This window comes from Coprococcus sp. AF38-1, from assembly GCF_003603945.1.
Taxonomy (GTDB): domain Bacteria; phylum Bacillota; class Clostridia; order Lachnospirales; family Lachnospiraceae; genus Coprococcus; species Coprococcus aceti.
In genome coordinates this window covers 297,215-316,342 of the sequence record NZ_QVGO01000001.1, presented here as the reverse complement: position 1 = coordinate 316,342, position 19,128 = coordinate 297,215, and the positions used below count along the sequence as shown (strand labels likewise).

General features: G+C 42.0%; 24 protein-coding genes and 1 pseudogene. All 25 read right to left on the bottom strand.

All coding sequences use genetic code 11. The features are described from left to right. Window positions 1-23: 23 nt before the first annotated feature. On the bottom strand, window positions 24-1,616 hold the full coding sequence (locus tag DW025_RS01615) for an amino acid adenylation domain-containing protein (RefSeq protein ID WP_119998445.1): 1,593 nt from the start codon (window positions 1,614-1,616) through the stop codon (window positions 24-26). Window positions 1,617-2,073: 457 nt separating this feature from the next. After that, window positions 2,074-2,325 (bottom strand): hypothetical protein, encoded by a 252-nt coding sequence (locus tag DW025_RS01610; RefSeq protein WP_117874526.1) that lies wholly within the window; start codon window positions 2,323-2,325, stop codon window positions 2,074-2,076. Between the two features lie 66 nt (window positions 2,326-2,391). Then, window positions 2,392-2,517, bottom strand: coding sequence for a hypothetical protein (locus DW025_RS15260; protein ID WP_255415656.1), 126 nt, complete (start codon window positions 2,515-2,517; stop codon window positions 2,392-2,394). Between the two features lie 182 nt (window positions 2,518-2,699). Further along, the gene (locus DW025_RS01605) at window positions 2,700-2,969 is read right to left on the bottom strand and encodes a hypothetical protein (RefSeq protein WP_015533718.1); all 270 of its coding nucleotides are present in this window, start codon (window positions 2,967-2,969) and stop codon (window positions 2,700-2,702) included. A 32-nt stretch (window positions 2,970-3,001) separates the two neighbouring features. Continuing rightward, window positions 3,002-3,910, bottom strand: a complete 909-nt coding sequence (locus DW025_RS01600; RefSeq protein WP_118758041.1) for a hypothetical protein — start codon at window positions 3,908-3,910, stop codon at window positions 3,002-3,004. 16 nt (window positions 3,911-3,926) lie between these two features. After that, window positions 3,927-4,499, bottom strand: a complete 573-nt coding sequence (locus DW025_RS01595) for a hypothetical protein (RefSeq protein ID WP_133302865.1) — start codon at window positions 4,497-4,499, stop codon at window positions 3,927-3,929. 78 nt (window positions 4,500-4,577) lie between these two features. Then, window positions 4,578-4,970 (bottom strand): annotated as a pseudogene (locus DW025_RS01590) (lysine--tRNA ligase); the annotation flags it as partial. A gap of 250 nt (window positions 4,971-5,220) precedes the next feature. Continuing rightward, window positions 5,221-6,504: a tyrosine-type recombinase/integrase gene (locus DW025_RS01585; protein ID WP_119998441.1), complete on the bottom strand. Its 1,284-nt coding sequence runs from the start codon at window positions 6,502-6,504 to the stop codon at window positions 5,221-5,223. Between the two features lie 122 nt (window positions 6,505-6,626). Then, window positions 6,627-6,824, bottom strand: a complete 198-nt coding sequence (locus tag DW025_RS01580) for an excisionase (protein ID WP_119998439.1) — start codon at window positions 6,822-6,824, stop codon at window positions 6,627-6,629. Between the two features lie 415 nt (window positions 6,825-7,239). Further along, the gene (vapD, locus tag DW025_RS01575; RefSeq protein ID WP_133302864.1) at window positions 7,240-8,313 is read right to left on the bottom strand and encodes a VapD family protein; all 1,074 of its coding nucleotides are present in this window, start codon (window positions 8,311-8,313) and stop codon (window positions 7,240-7,242) included. A 14-nt stretch (window positions 8,314-8,327) separates the two neighbouring features. Next, window positions 8,328-8,675: a hypothetical protein gene (locus DW025_RS01570; protein ID WP_243104858.1), complete on the bottom strand. Its 348-nt coding sequence runs from the start codon at window positions 8,673-8,675 to the stop codon at window positions 8,328-8,330. Continuing rightward, a complete protein-coding gene (locus tag DW025_RS01565) occupies window positions 8,672-9,103 on the bottom strand; it encodes an NADAR family protein (protein ID WP_119998435.1) in 432 nt (143 codons plus the stop codon). Before DW025_RS01565 ends, DW025_RS01570 begins: the two co-directional genes overlap by 4 nt. Window positions 9,104-9,114: 11 nt before the next feature. Further along, entirely contained in the window at window positions 9,115-9,555 is a 441-nt protein-coding gene (locus DW025_RS01560; RefSeq protein WP_119998433.1) for a hypothetical protein, read from the bottom strand. After that, window positions 9,545-10,291: a DUF3990 domain-containing protein gene (locus DW025_RS01555; RefSeq protein ID WP_119998431.1), complete on the bottom strand. Its 747-nt coding sequence runs from the start codon at window positions 10,289-10,291 to the stop codon at window positions 9,545-9,547. The genes DW025_RS01560 and DW025_RS01555 overlap by 11 nt, the downstream gene beginning before the upstream one ends. A 17-nt stretch (window positions 10,292-10,308) precedes the next feature. Then, window positions 10,309-10,809 carry a signal peptidase I gene (gene lepB, locus DW025_RS01550; protein WP_165854730.1) on the bottom strand — a complete coding sequence of 167 codons (501 nt, stop codon included), beginning with the start codon at window positions 10,807-10,809 and terminating at the stop codon, window positions 10,309-10,311. An 18-nt stretch (window positions 10,810-10,827) separates the two neighbouring features. After that, window positions 10,828-11,367, bottom strand: a complete 540-nt coding sequence (locus DW025_RS01545) for a hypothetical protein (protein WP_119998427.1) — start codon at window positions 11,365-11,367, stop codon at window positions 10,828-10,830. A gap of 104 nt (window positions 11,368-11,471) precedes the next feature. Next, window positions 11,472-11,666 (bottom strand): hypothetical protein, encoded by a 195-nt coding sequence (locus tag DW025_RS01540; RefSeq protein ID WP_119998425.1) that lies wholly within the window; start codon window positions 11,664-11,666, stop codon window positions 11,472-11,474. Window position 11,667: 1 nt separating this feature from the next. Further along, window positions 11,668-12,342 carry a hypothetical protein gene (locus tag DW025_RS01535; protein ID WP_119998423.1) on the bottom strand — a complete coding sequence of 225 codons (675 nt, stop codon included), beginning with the start codon at window positions 12,340-12,342 and terminating at the stop codon, window positions 11,668-11,670. 6 nt (window positions 12,343-12,348) lie between these two features. Then, window positions 12,349-13,107 (bottom strand): alpha/beta fold hydrolase, encoded by a 759-nt coding sequence (locus tag DW025_RS01530; protein WP_119998421.1) that lies wholly within the window; start codon window positions 13,105-13,107, stop codon window positions 12,349-12,351. A 21-nt stretch (window positions 13,108-13,128) separates the two neighbouring features. Continuing rightward, a complete protein-coding gene (locus DW025_RS01525) occupies window positions 13,129-13,740 on the bottom strand; it encodes an RNase H family protein (protein ID WP_165854729.1) in 612 nt (203 codons plus the stop codon). A gap of 178 nt (window positions 13,741-13,918) precedes the next feature. Beyond that, on the bottom strand, window positions 13,919-14,716 hold the full coding sequence (locus tag DW025_RS01520; RefSeq protein WP_119998417.1) for a J domain-containing protein: 798 nt from the start codon (window positions 14,714-14,716) through the stop codon (window positions 13,919-13,921). 11 nt (window positions 14,717-14,727) lie between these two features. After that, window positions 14,728-16,011, bottom strand: coding sequence for an AAA family ATPase (locus tag DW025_RS01515; protein WP_165854728.1), 1,284 nt, complete (start codon window positions 16,009-16,011; stop codon window positions 14,728-14,730). Between the two features lie 4 nt (window positions 16,012-16,015). Next, complete coding sequence (locus tag DW025_RS14740; RefSeq protein WP_165854727.1) at window positions 16,016-16,747, bottom strand: hypothetical protein; 732 nt, start codon at window positions 16,745-16,747, stop codon at window positions 16,016-16,018. Continuing rightward, window positions 16,740-17,375, bottom strand: a complete 636-nt coding sequence (locus tag DW025_RS01510; RefSeq protein WP_119998414.1) for a hypothetical protein — start codon at window positions 17,373-17,375, stop codon at window positions 16,740-16,742. The genes DW025_RS14740 and DW025_RS01510 overlap by 8 nt, the downstream gene beginning before the upstream one ends. A 249-nt stretch (window positions 17,376-17,624) precedes the next feature. Next, window positions 17,625-18,959 carry a hypothetical protein gene (locus DW025_RS01505; protein ID WP_119998412.1) on the bottom strand — a complete coding sequence of 445 codons (1,335 nt, stop codon included), beginning with the start codon at window positions 18,957-18,959 and terminating at the stop codon, window positions 17,625-17,627. Between the last annotated feature and the right edge of the window lie 169 nt (window positions 18,960-19,128).

Below are 19,128 nucleotides of genomic sequence, written 5' to 3'. Positions count from 1 at the left end.
TTATCTCCTTATCAATAAAATTGTCACACATGCTGCGCGTATTCCGCCTTCAGCCTCTTCCTGTCTATCTTGCCATTTGCATTGTGGGGCATGCTTGTCACCCTGACAAAACAGTTCGGCTCCATGTAGTGTGGAACCCTCTCCTGAAACGCCTTAAGCAGCTCCGTCTCGTCCTTCTTCCTGCCCTCGTAGATGAACACGATCTTGTCAGCCGCATCATCATATATACAGGCATAGCTTCTGATACCGTCTATGGCTCCCGCTGCCGCCTCGATCTCGCCGAGCTCTATGCGGTAACCCATGTGCTTGATCTGGTAATCCTTACGGCACACATAGACCAGCTCGCCGTATCTGTTGTACTTCACCAGATCACCGGTCTTGTATACCAGCTCTGGATAGTTCGGATTGATCGGATTCTGGACAAATGCCTCCCGCGTCTTCTCCGCATTTCCGAAGTAGCCCAGCGCCACAAATGAACCTCTGGCATAGAGCTCACCCTCACGGCTGAAGCCCGTCTCAGGATTGATCTCCGGTGACACCTCCCTGCCGTTCTCATCAAGAACAAACACATCACAGTTGTTGCACGCATGTCCCATCGGCAGCGGCTCGTCATCGGCAAATACTCTGTCCACCACGTAATACGTACATATGTCGGTCGTCTCTGTTGGGCCGAACAGATTTGCATACATGGCATCCGGAAGATTCTGTATCCAGTAATTCAGCGGCTTTGTCGGCATCACCTCTCCGGCAAACAGCACCTTCTTCAGCTCGGGAAGCTGGGCGTACTGGAACAGCTTGTAATTTGCAACGATCTGCAGTGCCGATGGCACCCAGTATATCGTGTTGATCCTGTATGTATTCATGAACTCCATCAGCTTCATAGGGAAGGTGAAATACGCCTTCGGTATGATGTACAGCGTGGCACCATTTTTAAGAGTGCTGTAGAGATCTGACACCGACATGCTGAAGTAGAACGGTGTCTGGCTTCCGAATATCGTACTCTCGTCTATACCAAATGCCTCCGTGTACCAGTAGGTGTAGGATATTACATTCCTGTGTGATACCACAGCGCCCTTTGGAACTCCGGTCGAGCCCGATGTGAAAAGCGCATACACGGGATCCGTGTCTATCGCCCTGCTTCTGACCGCATCCAACACCGACTGATCTGCACTTGTGTCCAGCTCGTCAAGATTTAATATCCTGAATACCTCTTTGTTCTCGCCTTCCTGTCCCTGGCATCCATCTTCATCCACGCCATTTCTGGAAAGCTCCAGTGCCTTCTCCATATGCCCGATGTCAGTCACGACTGCAACCGGATTCAGCGTTCCGAGTATCGACTCGGCTCTGGACGCCGGCATCTCCGCATCCAGTACCACATAGAAATTGCCACTGTAGACAACTCCCATATAGGCAGCCACACTCCCAGGCTTTTTGTCCAGCAACACGGCAACAGGCTTATTCCTCACGCCATCTGTCTTCTCATATATCCATGCGCCGATCTGTCTGGAAAGCTTCTCCATCTGACCATATGTGAGTCCGCCTTCCTCATCCGCAACTGCCAGCTTATCTGGATATTTTAAAGCCGAATTCTCTATAAATTCCAATATATTTTTCAATATTTACCACCTCGTTTAACCACCTTTTTCTTTCTTCCAAAATCGAATATATTATATGCCAAGCCTTTCTGCCAGTTCAACTTAATATACATTCAACAGACTTAATTATATGTAAGAGTTATTACAATATGGTTACACTTCCTCAATCCATCAGCGTAATCCGCACTGCAGCTTCTCACTACACCTGCTGATTATAGCCGCCATCCCTTTAAGGTTCAATGAGGCGAATCTTTAAGATATCTTTAAGCAAAACAAAAAACAGCGGCAGACATGTCCATCCACGGACATATCTGTCGCTGACAAATGTATAAATATTTGTTTTCCCGGCACGGCTTACACGCCATACCTGATCCTTAGTCTCTTGACAAATCCCACAGATTTTCTCGCATTGTATAGCTTATCGGCAAATATATACAGGGTTCTGAGCTCTGCCCGGCCTTGCATCCATATAATTCCATCATAAAGAATATGGACTTTCAAGCCTGCCTCTGTCCTCCGTTATATCTCTGAATATAAAGAGATCACAGCCGTCCGTGCCATCTGGGACTACTATTATGCGGAGCCATCTGCCGTCTCTGCCTGCAACACGTGCATCAAACTCCAGATTCTCCTGTCTGTCCCAGCCCTCATATTTCTTTCTCAACTGTCTGTATACCTTCTGATCCATAAGCTGGCTTACCGCACTTATGTCCTCCCGCCGCACCAGCATATGCGCCTCATCCGTTCCGGCACATACCGCACGATCATAAAGTCCTGCTCCATCTTCTCTATTCTTCTACCTTCTTTCCCTTCTCCTTATATTAATATAAAGATTAAGTATTGCGACAAGAGCTATAAGTTCCAGTATAACTCCTGCCACAAGGCATATATTCATATATTTCATTTCAAACAATCCAAACATTAATTCTCTCCCACACGCAGTTGCCTGCAAACCAAACATCGACAAAATTTACACAACCATTCTTTTCGTTATAACAACATATTATCCTAAAGTATATGGCAAAAAGTAATTCCAGACGCACAAAAACCGCCAATATCGCTTATGATATGGCGGTTTTGTCGATATTCTTATTATTTTCACTCTTATTCCAGCTCCTCCAGAGCATCCAGATAACTCTCCATCCACTGCACCTGCTTTGCGCTTTTCGCATCTTCTTCATCCGGTTCGTCCGGATCATCCGGCCACTCATCGCCCTCGTCAAGCTCCTGCATGGTCAGCCAGTTGTCAGCCACCTCAAGCTGAAGCATCCTTCCATCGTCACACTCCAGACTTACCAGCACCATAAGCGGCTCCCCCGGAAGCCTCTCCTCACAGCCGAAGTCGGCCTCATCTATTCTCTTTATTGTCCACATATTATCACCTCATGTTCTGTAGATGTCATAAATCACTCTACCCGTATCTTCAAAAAGTCTATGAGTGCTTCCAGCGTCAATTCCTCCTTGCGCCATATCCACTCTGTCTCTATCGTATAGAACAGCCCGCCGCCTATGTCACATGCCGCCGCAAACTTCTGTCTCTGCTTTCTGGACTTCTTATACTTGAATATATAATAGTAATAAAGTCTTCCCTCTATCACTTCATGTTTCAGATATGCCCTTGTCCGCAGTTCCTCCGGGCAGGCTTCATCCTCCACCAGCTCATCCAGCACGTAATCCTCAGCCGTCTCATCATCGATAGCCTCCTGAAGTGAACAATAGACAAGTTCCGGCTTAAGCTCCTCATTAAACCCCGCAAATGCCGGATCACTGTCATCGCCATCTATCAGTCTATACCTCTGAGGCAGGTCAAAGCTTATCTTTCTGGCACCTGACTGCAATGAATATGTATTGGTTAATTGTGCATCTCCAGTCATCCCATAGATGTCCGCATATGGCATACCTTTTTTTCCATATACATTCCTATCATTTTCCATACCTGAACCTTCATCTAACTTTATAGATGTGTCCGTTGAATCATATGTATATCCGCCACCAGCATTTATCGTGCCAGAATAATCAGCATCACCATGTCCTACACCATCATACTCGTTCCCACCGTTAGCTGCTCTATCCGCCTCGCTGGCCTTCTTCGCCTGAAATCCGGATACCAGGAACGACACAAAAGCCAGCAATCCGATCAGAAACATCAATCCCTGTTCCGAAATATACGACCACAGCTCTGACAGATCCGATATATTTCCATGTGACTCATGATATATATTGTATATTCCTGCTCCCCAGAACAGCACCAGCAAGGCCCCGGCCACGACAAAGCAGGCGATCGCACTCTGTAAAACATACTTTAATCTTCTCATCTACCCTTCACCCCTGTCATTTTGCTTTTAATACACACATGCTTGCATCAACATACCGCAAGCATCTAACCCAAAGATACCGCATATTATACCCTCCAGTTCGCAGAATATCAATTACATTTGATATTTGATTACTCTTCTCATACAGCCGTTTCATATAGTCTCTTATGCCATATCTGTTATAAAGTCCTGTGAGTGCATCGACCTTGGCGATCTTCGCGCGCTGCCTTGCAAATATGACGATCACTGCAATTATTAGCGCAAAAAGTATTTTCAATGCCACAAGGAACGGTATAGTGTTCGCCTCCACTAATCGCTTGAAGGACACGCTCTGGTTCTCACTCTTCATATACTCGTCCAGCATGATCGTATTTGTCTCTTTGACATCCGAGGCATCCGCCTGCAGATCGGTGTAGTCCTCACCTTTTATCTGCGCCATTGTGCCCTTGAGTGCATCGTTGGAGCTCTTGGAATCACTCTTCACCATGACCTTCATTACGTCCATGGACTTAACAGAAAACTTGAGCTCAGCGCCATACTTACCGGACTTGTTCATGCCTGCGATCATGGATTTTGATCCGTCTCTCACACAAAAAGAGAACCCCAAATCTGAAGTGTGTACTTCTAATCTGGGGTCCCTTTTCATATATACTAGATATATCCTATTTTAGTACAGCTTCGCACCTGCAGGAATATGGTTATCAACCATCAGAAGGTGAAGCTTCTCCTCGCCCTCTTCCTCATGGATAGCTGAAAGAAGCATACCGCATGAATCGATTCCCATCATCTTTCTAGGTGGAAGGTTTGTTATTGCAATAAGTGTCTTGCCGACTAACTCCTCTGGCTCATAGAATGCATGGATTCCTGAGAGGATGGTTCTGTCTGTGCCTGTGCCGTCATCCAGTGTGAACTGAAGGAGCTTCTTGCTCTTTGGCACTGCTGAACATTCCTTAACCTTTACCGCTCTGAAGTCTGATCTTGAAAATGTCTCGAAATCAACCTCATCAGTAAAAAGTGGCTCTATATCTACCTTGGAGAAATCGATCTTCTCGTTTGGTGTGAAGAATCCGTTGTTGTCACCGGCTGTCTCAGATACTGAATCAGAATCTGAACCACCCTCACTCTTCATAGTCGGGAATAATAAAACATATAAAATGAATCTTTTTCAAATGTCTTCATATCCCTACAAGCCTGTATTTTCACAAGTTTGAGCAAAATTTCGCATTATGGGGAAATCACATATCTCTACTTAACTGTGCTTAACTTTTGGTAAGCTGTTGTTAAACGATTGTTAAGTCTCGCATTGTCGGCTATCGTTTTCTTGCACCTAATGGATTGCAAACATACTTACGTTCTCCGGACTGTTTTTCTTTCAGTCCATCGAAGTATTCGCCGAGTGATTTCATTTCCATTTGTTTCAGTTCTTTGGTTGCGTCTGCATAGATGTTCATGGTTGTCTCTGCATCTGCGTGACCCAAGATTTCCTGCATCGCTTTGATGTTGACACCAGCTTCGCACATTCGTGTTGTGAACGTATGTCTGAGATAGTGACAGCTGAATGGTGGAAGCGTAAGCCCCATCTTGTCAAGCTGTTTGAAGTTGCAATCTCGGATAATTCTTTTCAGTGCTTTGTTGAGTGTTCCCTGATGCTGAACATTCCCAAAACGATTGATAAAAATAAAATCTGTATAGCCGTCAATCTTTGACTTGCATACCAAATTATTTTCTTTTTGATACTGTCGTTCCATTCGGAACATTTCCTTGACAATCGGCAACATCGGAATGGTTCTTTCCCCTGCCTTTGTTTTCGGAAGGTTTACTGCGAAACCACAGGTTTCTTCTCCGGCACGTCTTCTGTCGAAGTACACCAGCGTGTGATTGACGCTGATTGCTTCGTTCTCCATGTCGAGGTCGCACCAGCGTAAACCTGTTACTTCTCCGACACGCATTCCGGTGTAAAGCATTACCATAAAAATCGGCTGCCAATGCTGATACTCTGGAGTAAGTGCCAGATAATTTTCAAAAACTTCCTGCTCTTTCACGGTTAAAGCTCTTCTTTTCATAATATCACGTTCCCTTGCTTTTTTCAATTCTTTCAATGCTCCGTCTGACGGATTGAACCTCATGTATTCGTCTTCTACACCAAGTTCCAGAACCTGATGCAGGACTGTGTGTACACTGTCCACCGTACTGACTTTCAAGCCTCTTGTTTCTGCAAGGTAGTTGTAAAAAGCTCTGACATCTGACTTTCGCAGGTCGTCAATTTTTGTGTTTCCGAAGTCTGGTTCAACAAACTGTTCGTACATATAGCAATAGTTCGTGAAGGTGTTGACTTTCAATCCACGCTTCACCTGTTTCCATCTGCAATATAAATCGTTGATAGTCATATTCTTGCTATCCGGATTTATGCCGTCCAGCATATCCCTCAGAACATCGGTTTCTTTCTCTCGCAAATCTTCAAGCGTCTTTCCATACACTGTTCTTCGCCTGCCTGTTTTATCACGCCAGCGAAATTCATATGTGCCGTTTGGACGCTCGTATTCTCCTTCTTTGAGAACACGTCTTTTGCTGTCTTTTCTTCTCTCTACTGCCATTTTTTCTTTCTCCTTATTGACAATGAGAGAACAAAATATGAGCTGTTATCCGAGATGTCTCTGTTCTCTGATAACAAGTAAATCATACCATATTTTGCTCCATATGTCTATGCAACTCTTTGTTAAATCGAATACGCTTTCGCAAGGTATTCGTCCAGTTTCTTTCGCTTTATCAGACGTTTGCTTCCGTTCCAAAGTACAAAAGAGCAGTTATCATCATTTGACATTTCCCTCAGTTTGTTGATGCCGATACCGCAATATGCACTCGCCTCTTCCAGTGTCAGATTTGTTTTTTCCCATAGCGGAATTTGAATTGCCATAGCAAGTCTCCTTTCTATTTACTCTGTATTATATCCGTTATTTTCATTTACAATATATCAATTTCCCGAAGCACTGTCAAGAAGTAATTTACATAAGTCTTTATAACAGAAAAAATCCCCCGAAACGAACAGTTCCGAAGGCTTATGTGACTGCAAAAAATAAAACCGCTGCCAGCGAGACAACGGTTCTACTTCTTACAAATATAACGATGAATAGCACACAAGAGGTGATTAACTTGTATACTTCCATGTTTGTATTATACCACTTTTGCGAACACAAGTCAAGCACAGTAGTGTACATTCTACCTTTTGCACAAAATGACGACTTTCTTTTTCATCTTTCTTACAAGTGTTGTATTAAAGATAAATCTCAGAATCAATAATATAACCACATTTACATTTTACAACGGTTCTGTTATCTTCCAAAATCACTTTCGGGGTCATATTGCACTTCGGACACGTTGTCGTTACATATCCGTTTTTCTTCATCTCCGCTACAGCTTGATTTGCAAGCATAATGGGTTCTGTTAAATTCTGTTTCTTCATCTGAGTATCCATAAAGAACTCCTTTCATAAAACTATCTGTTTCTTTATCTGTTTCCAAAATATTTCCGCTTTCTCTTGCTCTCTCTTTTGCATCATTGATAAGGTCTGCACGTTCTTGTTGGGAAAGGTTTGGAGCGTTTTTTGCTGCGGTAATACTTGCCCTGCACTCATCTGCCCACTGGGGCGTAGTTCTGTCTGCATCTTCCTTTCCCAAATCTGCTAAATATTCATTTCTAAACACTCGATGACCATAATATTCATGAGCAAGAACAGCAGCTACACTCATTACATCTCTTGGGTGTGTTGAACCGTGGTCATTATCTGGGAAAATATTTCTTGTCACATATATTTTATCCTGAACACAATTGTAACAGGTGCTTCTATCCATATGTGCTTCATCATTAAAGATGAATACAGATTCATCAGCTCCAATTCTTCTTATTTCTGATTTTACAAAATCAATTTCTTCATTTGTCAATGGCTCTCTTGACAAATTACGCATTCCAGATGACATTAGTTTGTCATCTGAATGAAAATGTTCAAATAGCTTTTCTTCATTTTTCACACGCCAACTTTGGAAGGGAGCTTTTTTTCGTGGAGCGTTTTTTTCTCCAGCTTTTATTTTCTGCTTGACTGGCTCACTACCCTGAATTTTCTTCATCATATCATATTGTTTCCCAATATTTGTGACATCAAATCTGCTTACACATTGAGCAAACCACGGAAATTCGTCTGTCAACTTTTCAACAAAGCGTTCTACCTGCGTTTTACTCATTGGCTTATCAGAAGAATAACCAGACAATTGCCTGTGTGAAAATCCGTTTTCTTTCATGAAAGTTTTTATTTCTTTGTAAGCTTTCAAATATTCCAACGGATTGTTTGTGGTGCAATAAACTTCTTTCAGCTTTTTTGTATCGAGGTCGAAGTTAATAGCCTTTCTCATTTTACCTACCATGATTATTTACCATATTGGGTATCGAAATCTTTGATTTCTTTGAGAATATCTTCTGTACTGTTATCGCTTGCATCATACCATTCCATTTTTTTCAGGTACTTGGCAAGCCAGCTATCATACAGGGAATTTGCAACAATGCCGACCTCACTGAAAGAATCTTTTCCTTCTTCAATGACAAAAACAAGCTCTTTGTCTGTATCTGATACTTCCTTGAAGTTGCAATCTTTGAAAGCATCTCTTACAGTTTTGTATATTGCGTTTAGGTCATGCTGTTGAAACCGTAGTACCTTATCATCATCAATCACAACTGTGATTTTGTATAAGTATTTCATACTATCTCTGCCTTTCATTCGCCACTTTTGATTTCTGCTCGTATCTGCATCAAAATGAAGCCCAGTCGATTCGCCCCAGAACCGTTCACTGTTCCCCAAATCCTATCGCCCCATGTGTTGCCTTCTTCCAAATACGCATCACCTGTGGCAAGCAATTTGTCTGCAAGTTCTGTGTTCTGCGTGAACTTTGCTCTGACGATTTCTTCCATGATTCTGACTTTGACAGCTTCCCAATCCTTCCGCAAATTTACTCGCCTGCCAAGCTTCTTTGCTTCGGAAGGATTCAGTTTTGTAAACTGAATTTTTTCAGCATCGCTCGTGCATTTTTGTGCCTGAAAAGCTGCTTCGTTGTTGGTGTAAGTCAGTTGCTTATATGTTACCGGACATTCGTAGAAATTGCTCAAAAAGAAAAAATCTCCACGAAACTGTTTAATTGCTTGTTCCATAAGGATTCACCTCATTTCCGCTGCAAGTATTTCTTATATATTTTTTCACAAGCGTTTGGATAAGATGTTTCATGCAACGGATTATATAACTTCATCATCAGCTCTGCCGGAACTTTTTGGCTTATGGTTTTAGAAGGAATATTATACTTCCATTGCAACATAACATAAACGTGTGCAACCCACTCCAGCAGGATATTGTCATATTCTGTATTATCAGCCTTCGGCTTGCATCTTGTAAAGTCAATAGAGTGCAGCAATTGTTTATAGCCCTTGTTTAACGCACTCCAATTGCCTTTATCCATTTTCTTTCGTATTTCTGAATGTTGCATATACTCATCAATCATCGAACACAAACTGTACTGTTCGATTTCATTAAGCTTCAAAAATAGCAGTGTGTGAACGTCTTCAACATCTTCCAGATACGAGGAATCATACGCTTTATTATCTGTCATCAATTTCAAACTCATTCCTTTCGTTAGCACGTTCTTCCTGCAAATAGCACCCATATTCCTTGTTGTATTCATATTGAGTGCTGATTACATCTTTCACAGTCAAACCAGCTGGTTTGAACCCATCAATCTGAATGGCGTACTCTCTGTTGTGCAAGAATTTTCCGACTTCTCTTCTCGCCTTTGCGTCAGCTTCACCATAATGAGAATCTTTGTTCATTGAGACATTTTCATAGTCTTCAAAACAAATCCGGTCAAATGCTTTTTCACTTTTTATAAACACCTGTTGCCCAAGATTGCCATTACGGAACATTCTATCAACTTCGTCAACAGACAACTGATTTCGCAAAAAAGACTTCACTACATTCATGTAGCTGTCGTCTGCACGATACCCAATTATTACATCGGCTTTTGAAGTGTCAATCTTATACATTTCCACAAGTTTGTCTGCAACTGCCTGTGTAAATTCGTCTGATGCACCTCGATGATTCGTTACCTCTGCAATCCATGCGAGTGTTCCGTGTTCATCAAGATTCAGGACGTTCAGTCCATCAAGGTCTATCGAATATTGATTACACACCGCAGATTTATCAGAGCCGTTTACCCAAGCCCATTCTCTTGCTTTTTCAATATCCTCTGTTGTGTAAAATCCGCTTCCGTAGTCGTTATCCTCTTTTCCAACTCCGTACAGTGGTTTCTTTAAGATAACATCACTTCCGTGATATAAAATCTTTCTCATACGTTATCCTTTCTGTTTCAAAAAAACGGAATCTCACAAATGACTTTCGCTTGAATCTGGTCTTTCTTAATATATCCAACTGCTTTATCTCGACTGTCCGAACTGTAATTGCGATTATCGCCCATAACAAAATAGCAGTTGTCTGGAACAGTTATCGGATATTCAAAAGCACCCTCATCAAGATGCGTCATTTCTTTGATGTAAGGCTCTACAAGCGTTTCACCGTTCACTTTTACTGCTCCAGAATCAAAATCAATATCCACGGTATCGCCTTCTGTGGCAATCACACGTTTAATCAATACGATTCCGGCATCACAGTCTGTAATAATGACATCGCCTTTCTCCGGCTCTGCATGGCGTAAACACAGCAGTTTCTCACCATCAAAATAAGTATCGTTCATCGAATTGCCACTGACGGTTGCAATTTTCAACACGCCAAAGAATAAGAATGCTGACACGCCGATGATTGCACCGTAAATTGCAGTATTCTTAATCAGAATTTTTGCTTTGCTGTTCAAAAATAACACTCCTTTAAGTTACAAGGATTTCTCAGCTTCTGCGATTTTATCCAGTTTTTGATTGATTTCATCAACCTTATTCGCAATATCCATAATGTCAAAATGTGTGGTTGTGAATACGATATAATCACTGACACGCATCGAAAGAGCTGCTGCTCTCTTCTTGATTTCTTCAAATGCCTCTGGCGTAATTCTGATATTCAGCTGAGTGCTTCCTGCTTTTTCTATTTCTGGTTCTGAGTAGCTTGCTTTACTCATTGTTTTTTCTCCTTTGCCTTTGATATTGCTTACGTCTACGCCTCGGCACTTTGCCAGTGCATTGGTTTTGTTCAAGGCATCATTCAGTAAGCCGGACACGTTGTTCAGGTCAAACGAAAGTGCCGTATACAGCACATATTCGCTGATTGTAATGCCGTATTTTTCACATGATGTGCGAATTTTTTCATTGGAAACAGCATCAACATAGACGTGCATACGTTTTGTCTTTGCTCCTTCCAAGTAGCGGATATTTTCTCCAAAAAGAGCATAAGCCCTTTCCATTCTGTTTCCTACTGCCATTCGTTTTACCCATCTTTCTGCTATGATAGCTTATTGTTATGTTAAGTAATTATAGCCAATCGTGTACATAAAAGCAAGCGACCATATACACGACTGAATGTTCGCTATTTTTCCAGAAACGCTTCTGCTTCCTGATATGCTTCTGGATTATTCCAGATTTCCAAAACTCTACTCATAAATTTCTCTCGGCTCTCTTTGATGCCAAACTGCTTATTTACATCATACACCAACCGAAAGCAAGCAAAGAAGTCATGCGATTTTTCATAAGTTTCCCTTGTAATAGCCATTGTATTCACCATATCATTTGATTCCTTTCATGTATTTGTTTACAGTGTCCAGCATTCCTTTTCGTTCTACAACACATCGGTAAAACATACTGTTTTTATTTCCGGATTCTGATTCATACCAGTTTGCAAGGAACACTGCATCTTTCAAAACACCGCAGAAGTCGTTCTGATTCAGATTGCAGATAGAATCTCCATTTGCATTATTCACAATAACACAAAACTCTGGAGCAGGCTTTTTCACTTCTGTGGTTTCCATTTCAACTGTTTTCTTCTTGAACGGATTCCGGAGCGTGACCTGTTCTTCCGTTTGTCCTTGCAAAATCGTCATCATGATTTGCTTCATTGCATCAGGTATTTGAAGTTGAAACGAAATTTCCTGCTCGTTCCGGCGTTTTTTTAAGTATGTTAAAAAATCTTTTGCTCGTTTGGAAATAGCCTTTTGTGTTCCATTCCCCCAACGAACAATGTCATTGAAGTCTGTGTACACAAAAATTGGCAGTGTGCGGTCTTTTACAAAATTGAGCAGGATTCCCATTGCGTTCACTCTGCATTCCGTTTCGTTTCCGGAAATTATTTTGTGAATTGCTTTTGGTGTACCCTGTCCAGACACTAGCAATCCTACGAAGTGCATTTTGTGGGTGTCCTCGGTGTAAATACCTGTAAGATAGATTGCAGCACCTGCTATCATGTTGTATCACTCCATAATGATTCGATTAAATTCGTCAGCACTGTCAATGTTGCAAACATGACCGCTATGCTTTAGAATTACGATTTTTGCACACGTTGCTCTTGCTTCATGCACAGCTCCTTTCAGGAAGCATTTGTCCCATTCACCAAGAATATATTGGTTTTCCTGATGACGTTGACTTGAAAATTTCGACACCAGCGAGAAATGTTCCTTAAAAACATTCATATACGCTTTGAACTCATATTTGTTGAGTGCTTTTGCACATTCACAAAAAAGCTTCCGGCTTTTCTTACTGCATCGCATAGGCATCAACACCTTGCTAAACACTCTATACACAAGCGTGAACGGCAGCTTATTCCCGATTATCGAAAAAACATCGACTGTTCTCTTCAAGAAATTTCCAACATTACCAATTGCACCAACAAGCACTGCATTTTTCACATACTGAGGAAAATACATTTCCATGTACTTGATAAATACTGTCCCAAGTGAAACGCCCATAAACGAAGCACTTTTGATTCTGTATTTATCTAATACGCAAATTATTTCTTTGGATATTGTTGATAAAGATGGGCTGGACAATTCTGTCAGTTTGATATTCCCATCAAAGTGGCTCGGAAGATTTATCGCAAGAACATTGTATTTTTCTTGCAACACAGGGATTTGCTTTTTCCATACCCTGTGATTCCCACCAAACCCATGAAGCAATACCATGTATTTTTCTACAAACTTGTTGTGACAAGGAAATATAACATGATGTAACATAAAATGTTTTCATTCCCCTCTTTATACAACAGGTTCTGCTTCCAGAACAGGTACGTTCGCACGAATCATCTGTGCAAGCCCCTCTGCACCACCGTAGTAGTCAAAATCAGCTTTTGTCATTTTGATGTTGAGAGAAAACATCACAGGAGCATCATCACGCATAGCTGGCTGTTCGGTCGGTGCATTTCCCTTTGCTTTCAGTCCGGCTTCCATGCCTTGCTTTGCCAGTGCATCTGCTGCCTCGTTCAGCACATTATCAGAATGTGCTTTCACCTTGACAAACCCAATCGGGAAATACTGTCTTGCCATTGCAATTCTTTGCTGATAGTCCTGTGTTGCAGGTTTCTTTGCTTTCCATTCGCTGTCAGCCCATTTCTGCAACCCTTCGTAATCGTGGTACACTGTAACAGATTCCACGTCATGAAGCTTCTGATTCATCTTAAACAGCAGACGCAGAGCTTCCAACACCCCATAGATTTCTCCGGCAATATTGCGGATTCCATCTGTATCTTCGCCGTAAAAAGAAAGCTCCTGAACCGGATTAAATCCAAAGGGAGTTTCTTGCAGAATAACTGCACCAGAACCCCAGACACCATCTTTATAAGAACCGTCCGAATAAATTGCATATTTCATAATTATCGCTCCTTTATATAGCCTTGCGATTTGTTTCTTTGTACTTATAATTATAGCACAGTAGTGTACAAATGTCAAGTCGCTTAGATAATTCTGCATATAAAAATCCATGTGATATTTGTCACTGTTTTTGTGCAAGTATACAAAAGCCTGCTCCGTTACAGAACAGGCAATTATATTACTTCTCTCTCAGCAAAATTTCTGCTGCGTTATTGATTTTCTTTGCATAATCATCTCCAAGCTCAGGGTGAATATCTGGGTGAAACATTCGCATCAGTTTCTTTTGCTGTTTTTTGATTTCTTCTGGAGAGCATTCCGTGTTTTCCAAGAATAAAACGCCTCTTGCCCATTCCATGTCCTGCTTTGATGCAGTCTTCTTTTTCACAGATTCTGCTTCCATTTCCTTTAGCTTTTGAATGTCTTGCAGTTTCTTCAAAATCTGAAATCTGGTATCATCTATCATCTGGTAGAATAAGCTGCGAAACATCGTCAGGCGTTTGGGTTCAGTCACGTCCAGCATTTTATCCTTTTTTGTGAACTCACAAGGCTCGTTCTCAGCTGCAATATATTCCGTTGCAACATTATCTGTCACAACCTTCACTTTAACATTGCAGACAACCTTATTGGTATTCGTACCGATGTTGCGAATATCCGCACAGTAGATGCCTGTTTCTTTCAGCTCTGCGATGCTGAAAATATCTCCAAGGTCTGTCGGTTCGCCATTTTTTTCGTTTTTGCTAAAGCAAAACATACTGTGAACGCTGTCCAGATACATCGTTCCATAAGAAGATGTATTGCTGAATATTTTCGCTTTCTCTTTTGCTTGCTCCACAAGGCGAATCAGATAATCTGCATCACAGGACTTTAAGTCAATGTGCATTGGAAGATACTGACGGCAGGCTTTGCAAACGCAGCCGTTATATGCTTTCTTTGCAAACATTCCAGCGTCCTGCTTGCAGATAATACATTCTTTCATTGGAATCTCCTTTACAGAACATTCTTATTAGGACTGGTGCTGACATCACAACCGCACAGGACAAATTTGTTTTGTGCCTTGTCTGTGATGATTTGTTCCTCTCCGTTGACAGTGATTTTTCTGGAGAGCAGGTTTTGTCCATAGTTCAGAGCGTGACGGTCAAGGCATTCGTCCAGAATGTTTCTGGCAGTTCGACCGTTGCCGAATGAAGAAAGTCTTCGTTCTCTGTCACATCGCACCTCAAAGTTGTCAAGAGCTTCCTGCGATACGATATAGCCTTTTCCGTGAGCCATAGCCTGAAAGATGTCTTTCATCTCTGTTGTGCTGTAGTCTGGGAACTCCAGATATTCTTTGATACGGCTCTTAAAGCCTTCGTTGGTGTCCAGCAACCGTTTGATGTCGTTTTTGTAACCAGCCAGAATGACAGTGAACTTGTCACGATTATCTTCCATTTCCTTAATGAGCGTTGCAATGACTGCTTTGCCATATTCCGCTGTACCGTCCATAATAGCATACGCCTCGTCAATGAAGAGGACACCGCCATAGGCTTTCTGAATCAGCAGCTTTGTCTTTGTGTCACTCATTTCTCCGGCTTTCAAGAAGTTGCCATCAATTTCGACACATTTATTTTCTTTTATGTAACCGTACTTATAGAGGAATCCGGTTATAATTCTGGCAACCGTGGTTTTACCAGTACCAGCAGAACCATAGAACACAAAATGTCTGCCGTTCATGCCATACTCACTTCTGGTCTGCTTCTTTTCCTTTTTCTCTTTGGTCATTGCTTCACGTTCAAACTGCATTCTCGCAGCCATTTCAGTGACTTTCTGCTTCACCAGAGGTAGTCCAATCATATCCTGCAAATCTTTTTCCGGATTTCTGCTTCCTTCTTTGACAATCTTATTCATGACACTGGTAGGGAACAGCATTTCCATTTGCTGTAGTTTTTCCTTATCCATCTGTTCACGTTCTTTCCGAGTAAGTGTTGCATAATTGCTTTTCTTACTGTTGCCGAACTCATCGTATTCATTGTCCTGAATTGCTTTCTGGTACATTTTCGCCAAAGGCTTTTTGAATACACCCCACTGAACCAAAGTGATGAAAAATACAATGCAGGAAATCAGCGGAACTTGTATATCATCTACCTGAAACGTACCGCCAAGCGGAATGATTGCAGTGTTCTTCAAGCGAATCATCTGATATAAAAACCAGACAACTGCCACAATCGGGGCGGCGGTACTGAGCGTACTCAACAAAATTGTCAACGGATAACTGGTCTTCTTCTTTTTATTCATTGCTTTACTCCATTTCTGATTGATACTTGCTGTATGCTGGTTGAAGCTTTCCGATAACGCTTTCATAATCCCTGCATTTTCGTATGTCCTGTTCCATGACAACGCTATTGAAATGGTCTGCAATGGTATCACACAGGGAATGAAAAACGCTATCAAGATGTGGCGGTGTCCAGATGTCAGAACGGCACAGGAATACACCGTCAAACGCATAGCTCTTTTCTTCTATCTTTGAGAGATTTTTCTGAACGATGCCACGAAATGCCCTGTTTTCTTTTCTGTCTTTGTCTAAGCCGAACATCTCCAGTGACACCGGATTTGCAACCCAAGTAAGCCCCATATCATATTCTTTCAGAAGATGGGAAATCCAGTTGCCACAGTCAAGTTTTTCATTATCATTTACAATGTCGTGGTGCATATCCACATTGACAAGTCGCAGCTCATCGTCTTCCGAAACTATATCATGCACAAAATCATACGCATGAACATGACTTTGAGCAATCATCACAGGACAATCCGAAGATTGTTTTTGCAGGATTCGTTTGATGCAGTCCAGCTCATCAGAAAGCACTCCAACAGAGCGTGTCAGAGTGCCTTGCTTTCCATCAAGATAGTGTGAAGCCCATATCAAGGTAGAAAGTTCTGTGGAACGGTCAATGCCGTCAGGAAAGCTTTTTAGTGCTTCTTTGGTCGCTTGCAGGAAATAATCAAAATCAATAGAAAGGATTCGCTTAATCATGTTCCATATCCTCGCTGGTCTTCTGAGCTTCTTCATATTCGTTATGAAGAAACTCGCTGTAGCTTGCGTATACAGAGCCGTCCTCGAATCCGTATTCCTGTACATACTGGTCGAAGGTCATTTCTTTTGCCTCTTCACAGTTCTCATAAGTTGCTTCTGTAGCAGTCATGGTCACGTCATCTATATGGTCTGCAATCCATTCCTTCTTGTATTCTTCATACGCATTGAACTTTGTGGCATCAGCATACGGCGATTTTTCAAAGAAATCCGAAAAGTATACAACTCGCAAGTCGTTCTTTCTCCCAAACTCCAGTGCTGCATTGCCTGCCCAGTTTGGAACGCCCTGCTTCTCCATTTCATTCATCATATCTTTAATAGACAAATCGTCTTGCTTTACTGCGTTTCTCAACTCATTTACATCTTCTTTGGTATATCGGGTAAATCCGCTTGTGTTTGTTCCGTCCTCAATTGCTCTTACTGCCAGTTCTGCGTTTTTCAGCTCGATATTGTCCAACTTCAAGCAGTGTTCCCAGTACATTGCTCCTTTCAAGGTTTCCTGAACTTCTGGTGTGACCTCATAACTCTTGTCGCCACAGTACAACATATAGTTTCCGTTCTCGTTTTTCATAAAGCAAGTCCTTTCTCAGGTGTCGGCGGCATTGATACCACTGATTTGTATATTATTACATTGCATAATTCAGCTCTTTTTTGAGCTATCCTACATGAATTATTATAGCACAATAGTGTACAAATGTCAAGCAATAACCGTTGTTTACTCTGTGAATTATCCGTTATGTTTTTCAAACACATTTGTGCAAGCATACAAAGAAGCCACTCTCTTGCGAAAGTGACTTCAATGTTGAAGAATATGCTATTTTCAATTTTTCAGGAGCATGATGTCGTCAGCAGCATAGCCTGTATCATTTTTTGCATAGCGAATGACAAGCGTATTTGTGCCATTGCTGTATGCAGTGAAGTTGTTTCCAATATCCTCAATTTCTTTTCCGTCACCAAGCAGTGCAATGATTTCTTCCTTGCTCATACCAACATGAATGCCTTCGCAGAACTCCACAACATAGTCATCTTCTTTTGTAAAGAAGTCACTCGTTTTGAATCCTTTGACAAGATACTTGTCTGCATCAGCTTTCCTCTGGTCATTGGCAGGAATCAGCTTACCGTCCTTATCGACTACTTCAATGGAAATGAGCGTCTTGTCTTCTGCTTCGCTTTCATCTTCATACATATTACCGTTGAAGTATAAGAAACTGTAATCACATACAGAACCGCCCAGAGCCACGTTCAGTTTCATTGTCTTTACAAAGTCAGCCAGAGAAATATCATCATTCAGATGAATCTCCACACCGTTGATAACTGCCTTTGACAAGTCAACATTCTCGGAAACATTCTTCGGCACATCAGGCACAAGCACAGTTTCTGTAGTTGTAGTAGTTTCCGTGGTCGGTGCAGTGCTTTCTGTGGTAGATGTTGAAGTATTTCCAGACACCGTTGTTGTAGTCTGCTCTGTAGTCTTTACAGGAGCTTCTGTTGTACTCGGCTGTTCTGTCGTTGCAGCCGTGGTCGGCTTCTTTGTAGTAGTGGTAGTCGGTTTCTTCGCTGTCTGCGAAGGCTTTTTCGTTGTTGCTTTTGTAGTGGTCTTTGTGGTAGCCTTCGTGGTCTTCTGCGTAGCCTTTGTTGTCTGAGCAGGTGCGTTGTCTACAGGCTGATTATTGCTTGCAGGCTGTGTCTGAGCTGGCGAATAGTTATTTCCACCATTGTCACTGTTTGTATAAGTCACATTCTCTGCATTCGATTTCGGCTTGTTGTCAGAAACCGGAATTGCCACATACGGCACATTGCTGTTAGATGAACCGCCGGAACTGCTGCCAGCCGAACCTGTTGCAGAACGTGTGGAACGGCTGTGAACAGCGGTTACGTTTGTTCCATCACTCTTAATACCTTTCCCTGTGCCTGTTTTGGTAGTTGTCTTTCTGGTAGAAGAGGTCGTTGCTGTGCCACTGGTTGTCGATGCCTCTGTTGTACTTGTGGAGCTGGTATCATAGTCGCCCTGCTCTGCCACAATTTCCAATTTGTTCTGATTTTCTGCTTCTTTGGCTTTATCTCCGGTAGTGTCACCGCACCCTGTCATAGAAGCACACAGGCAGGCAGCACAAACCATAGATGCAACCGTTTTCCATTTTGCTCGTTTCTTCATTGCTTGATTCTCCTTTACTTTATATTACAATAGACGAAGTGGGAAATACATCTCACTTCGCCTACGGCATTCATTCGTGCAGTGTTCTTTCTTACATCACACTGTCCTTTCTGGTGTGAGGACTTCCTCAATTGCGAATAGATATATGATTTATGGCAAGCATTCTCTT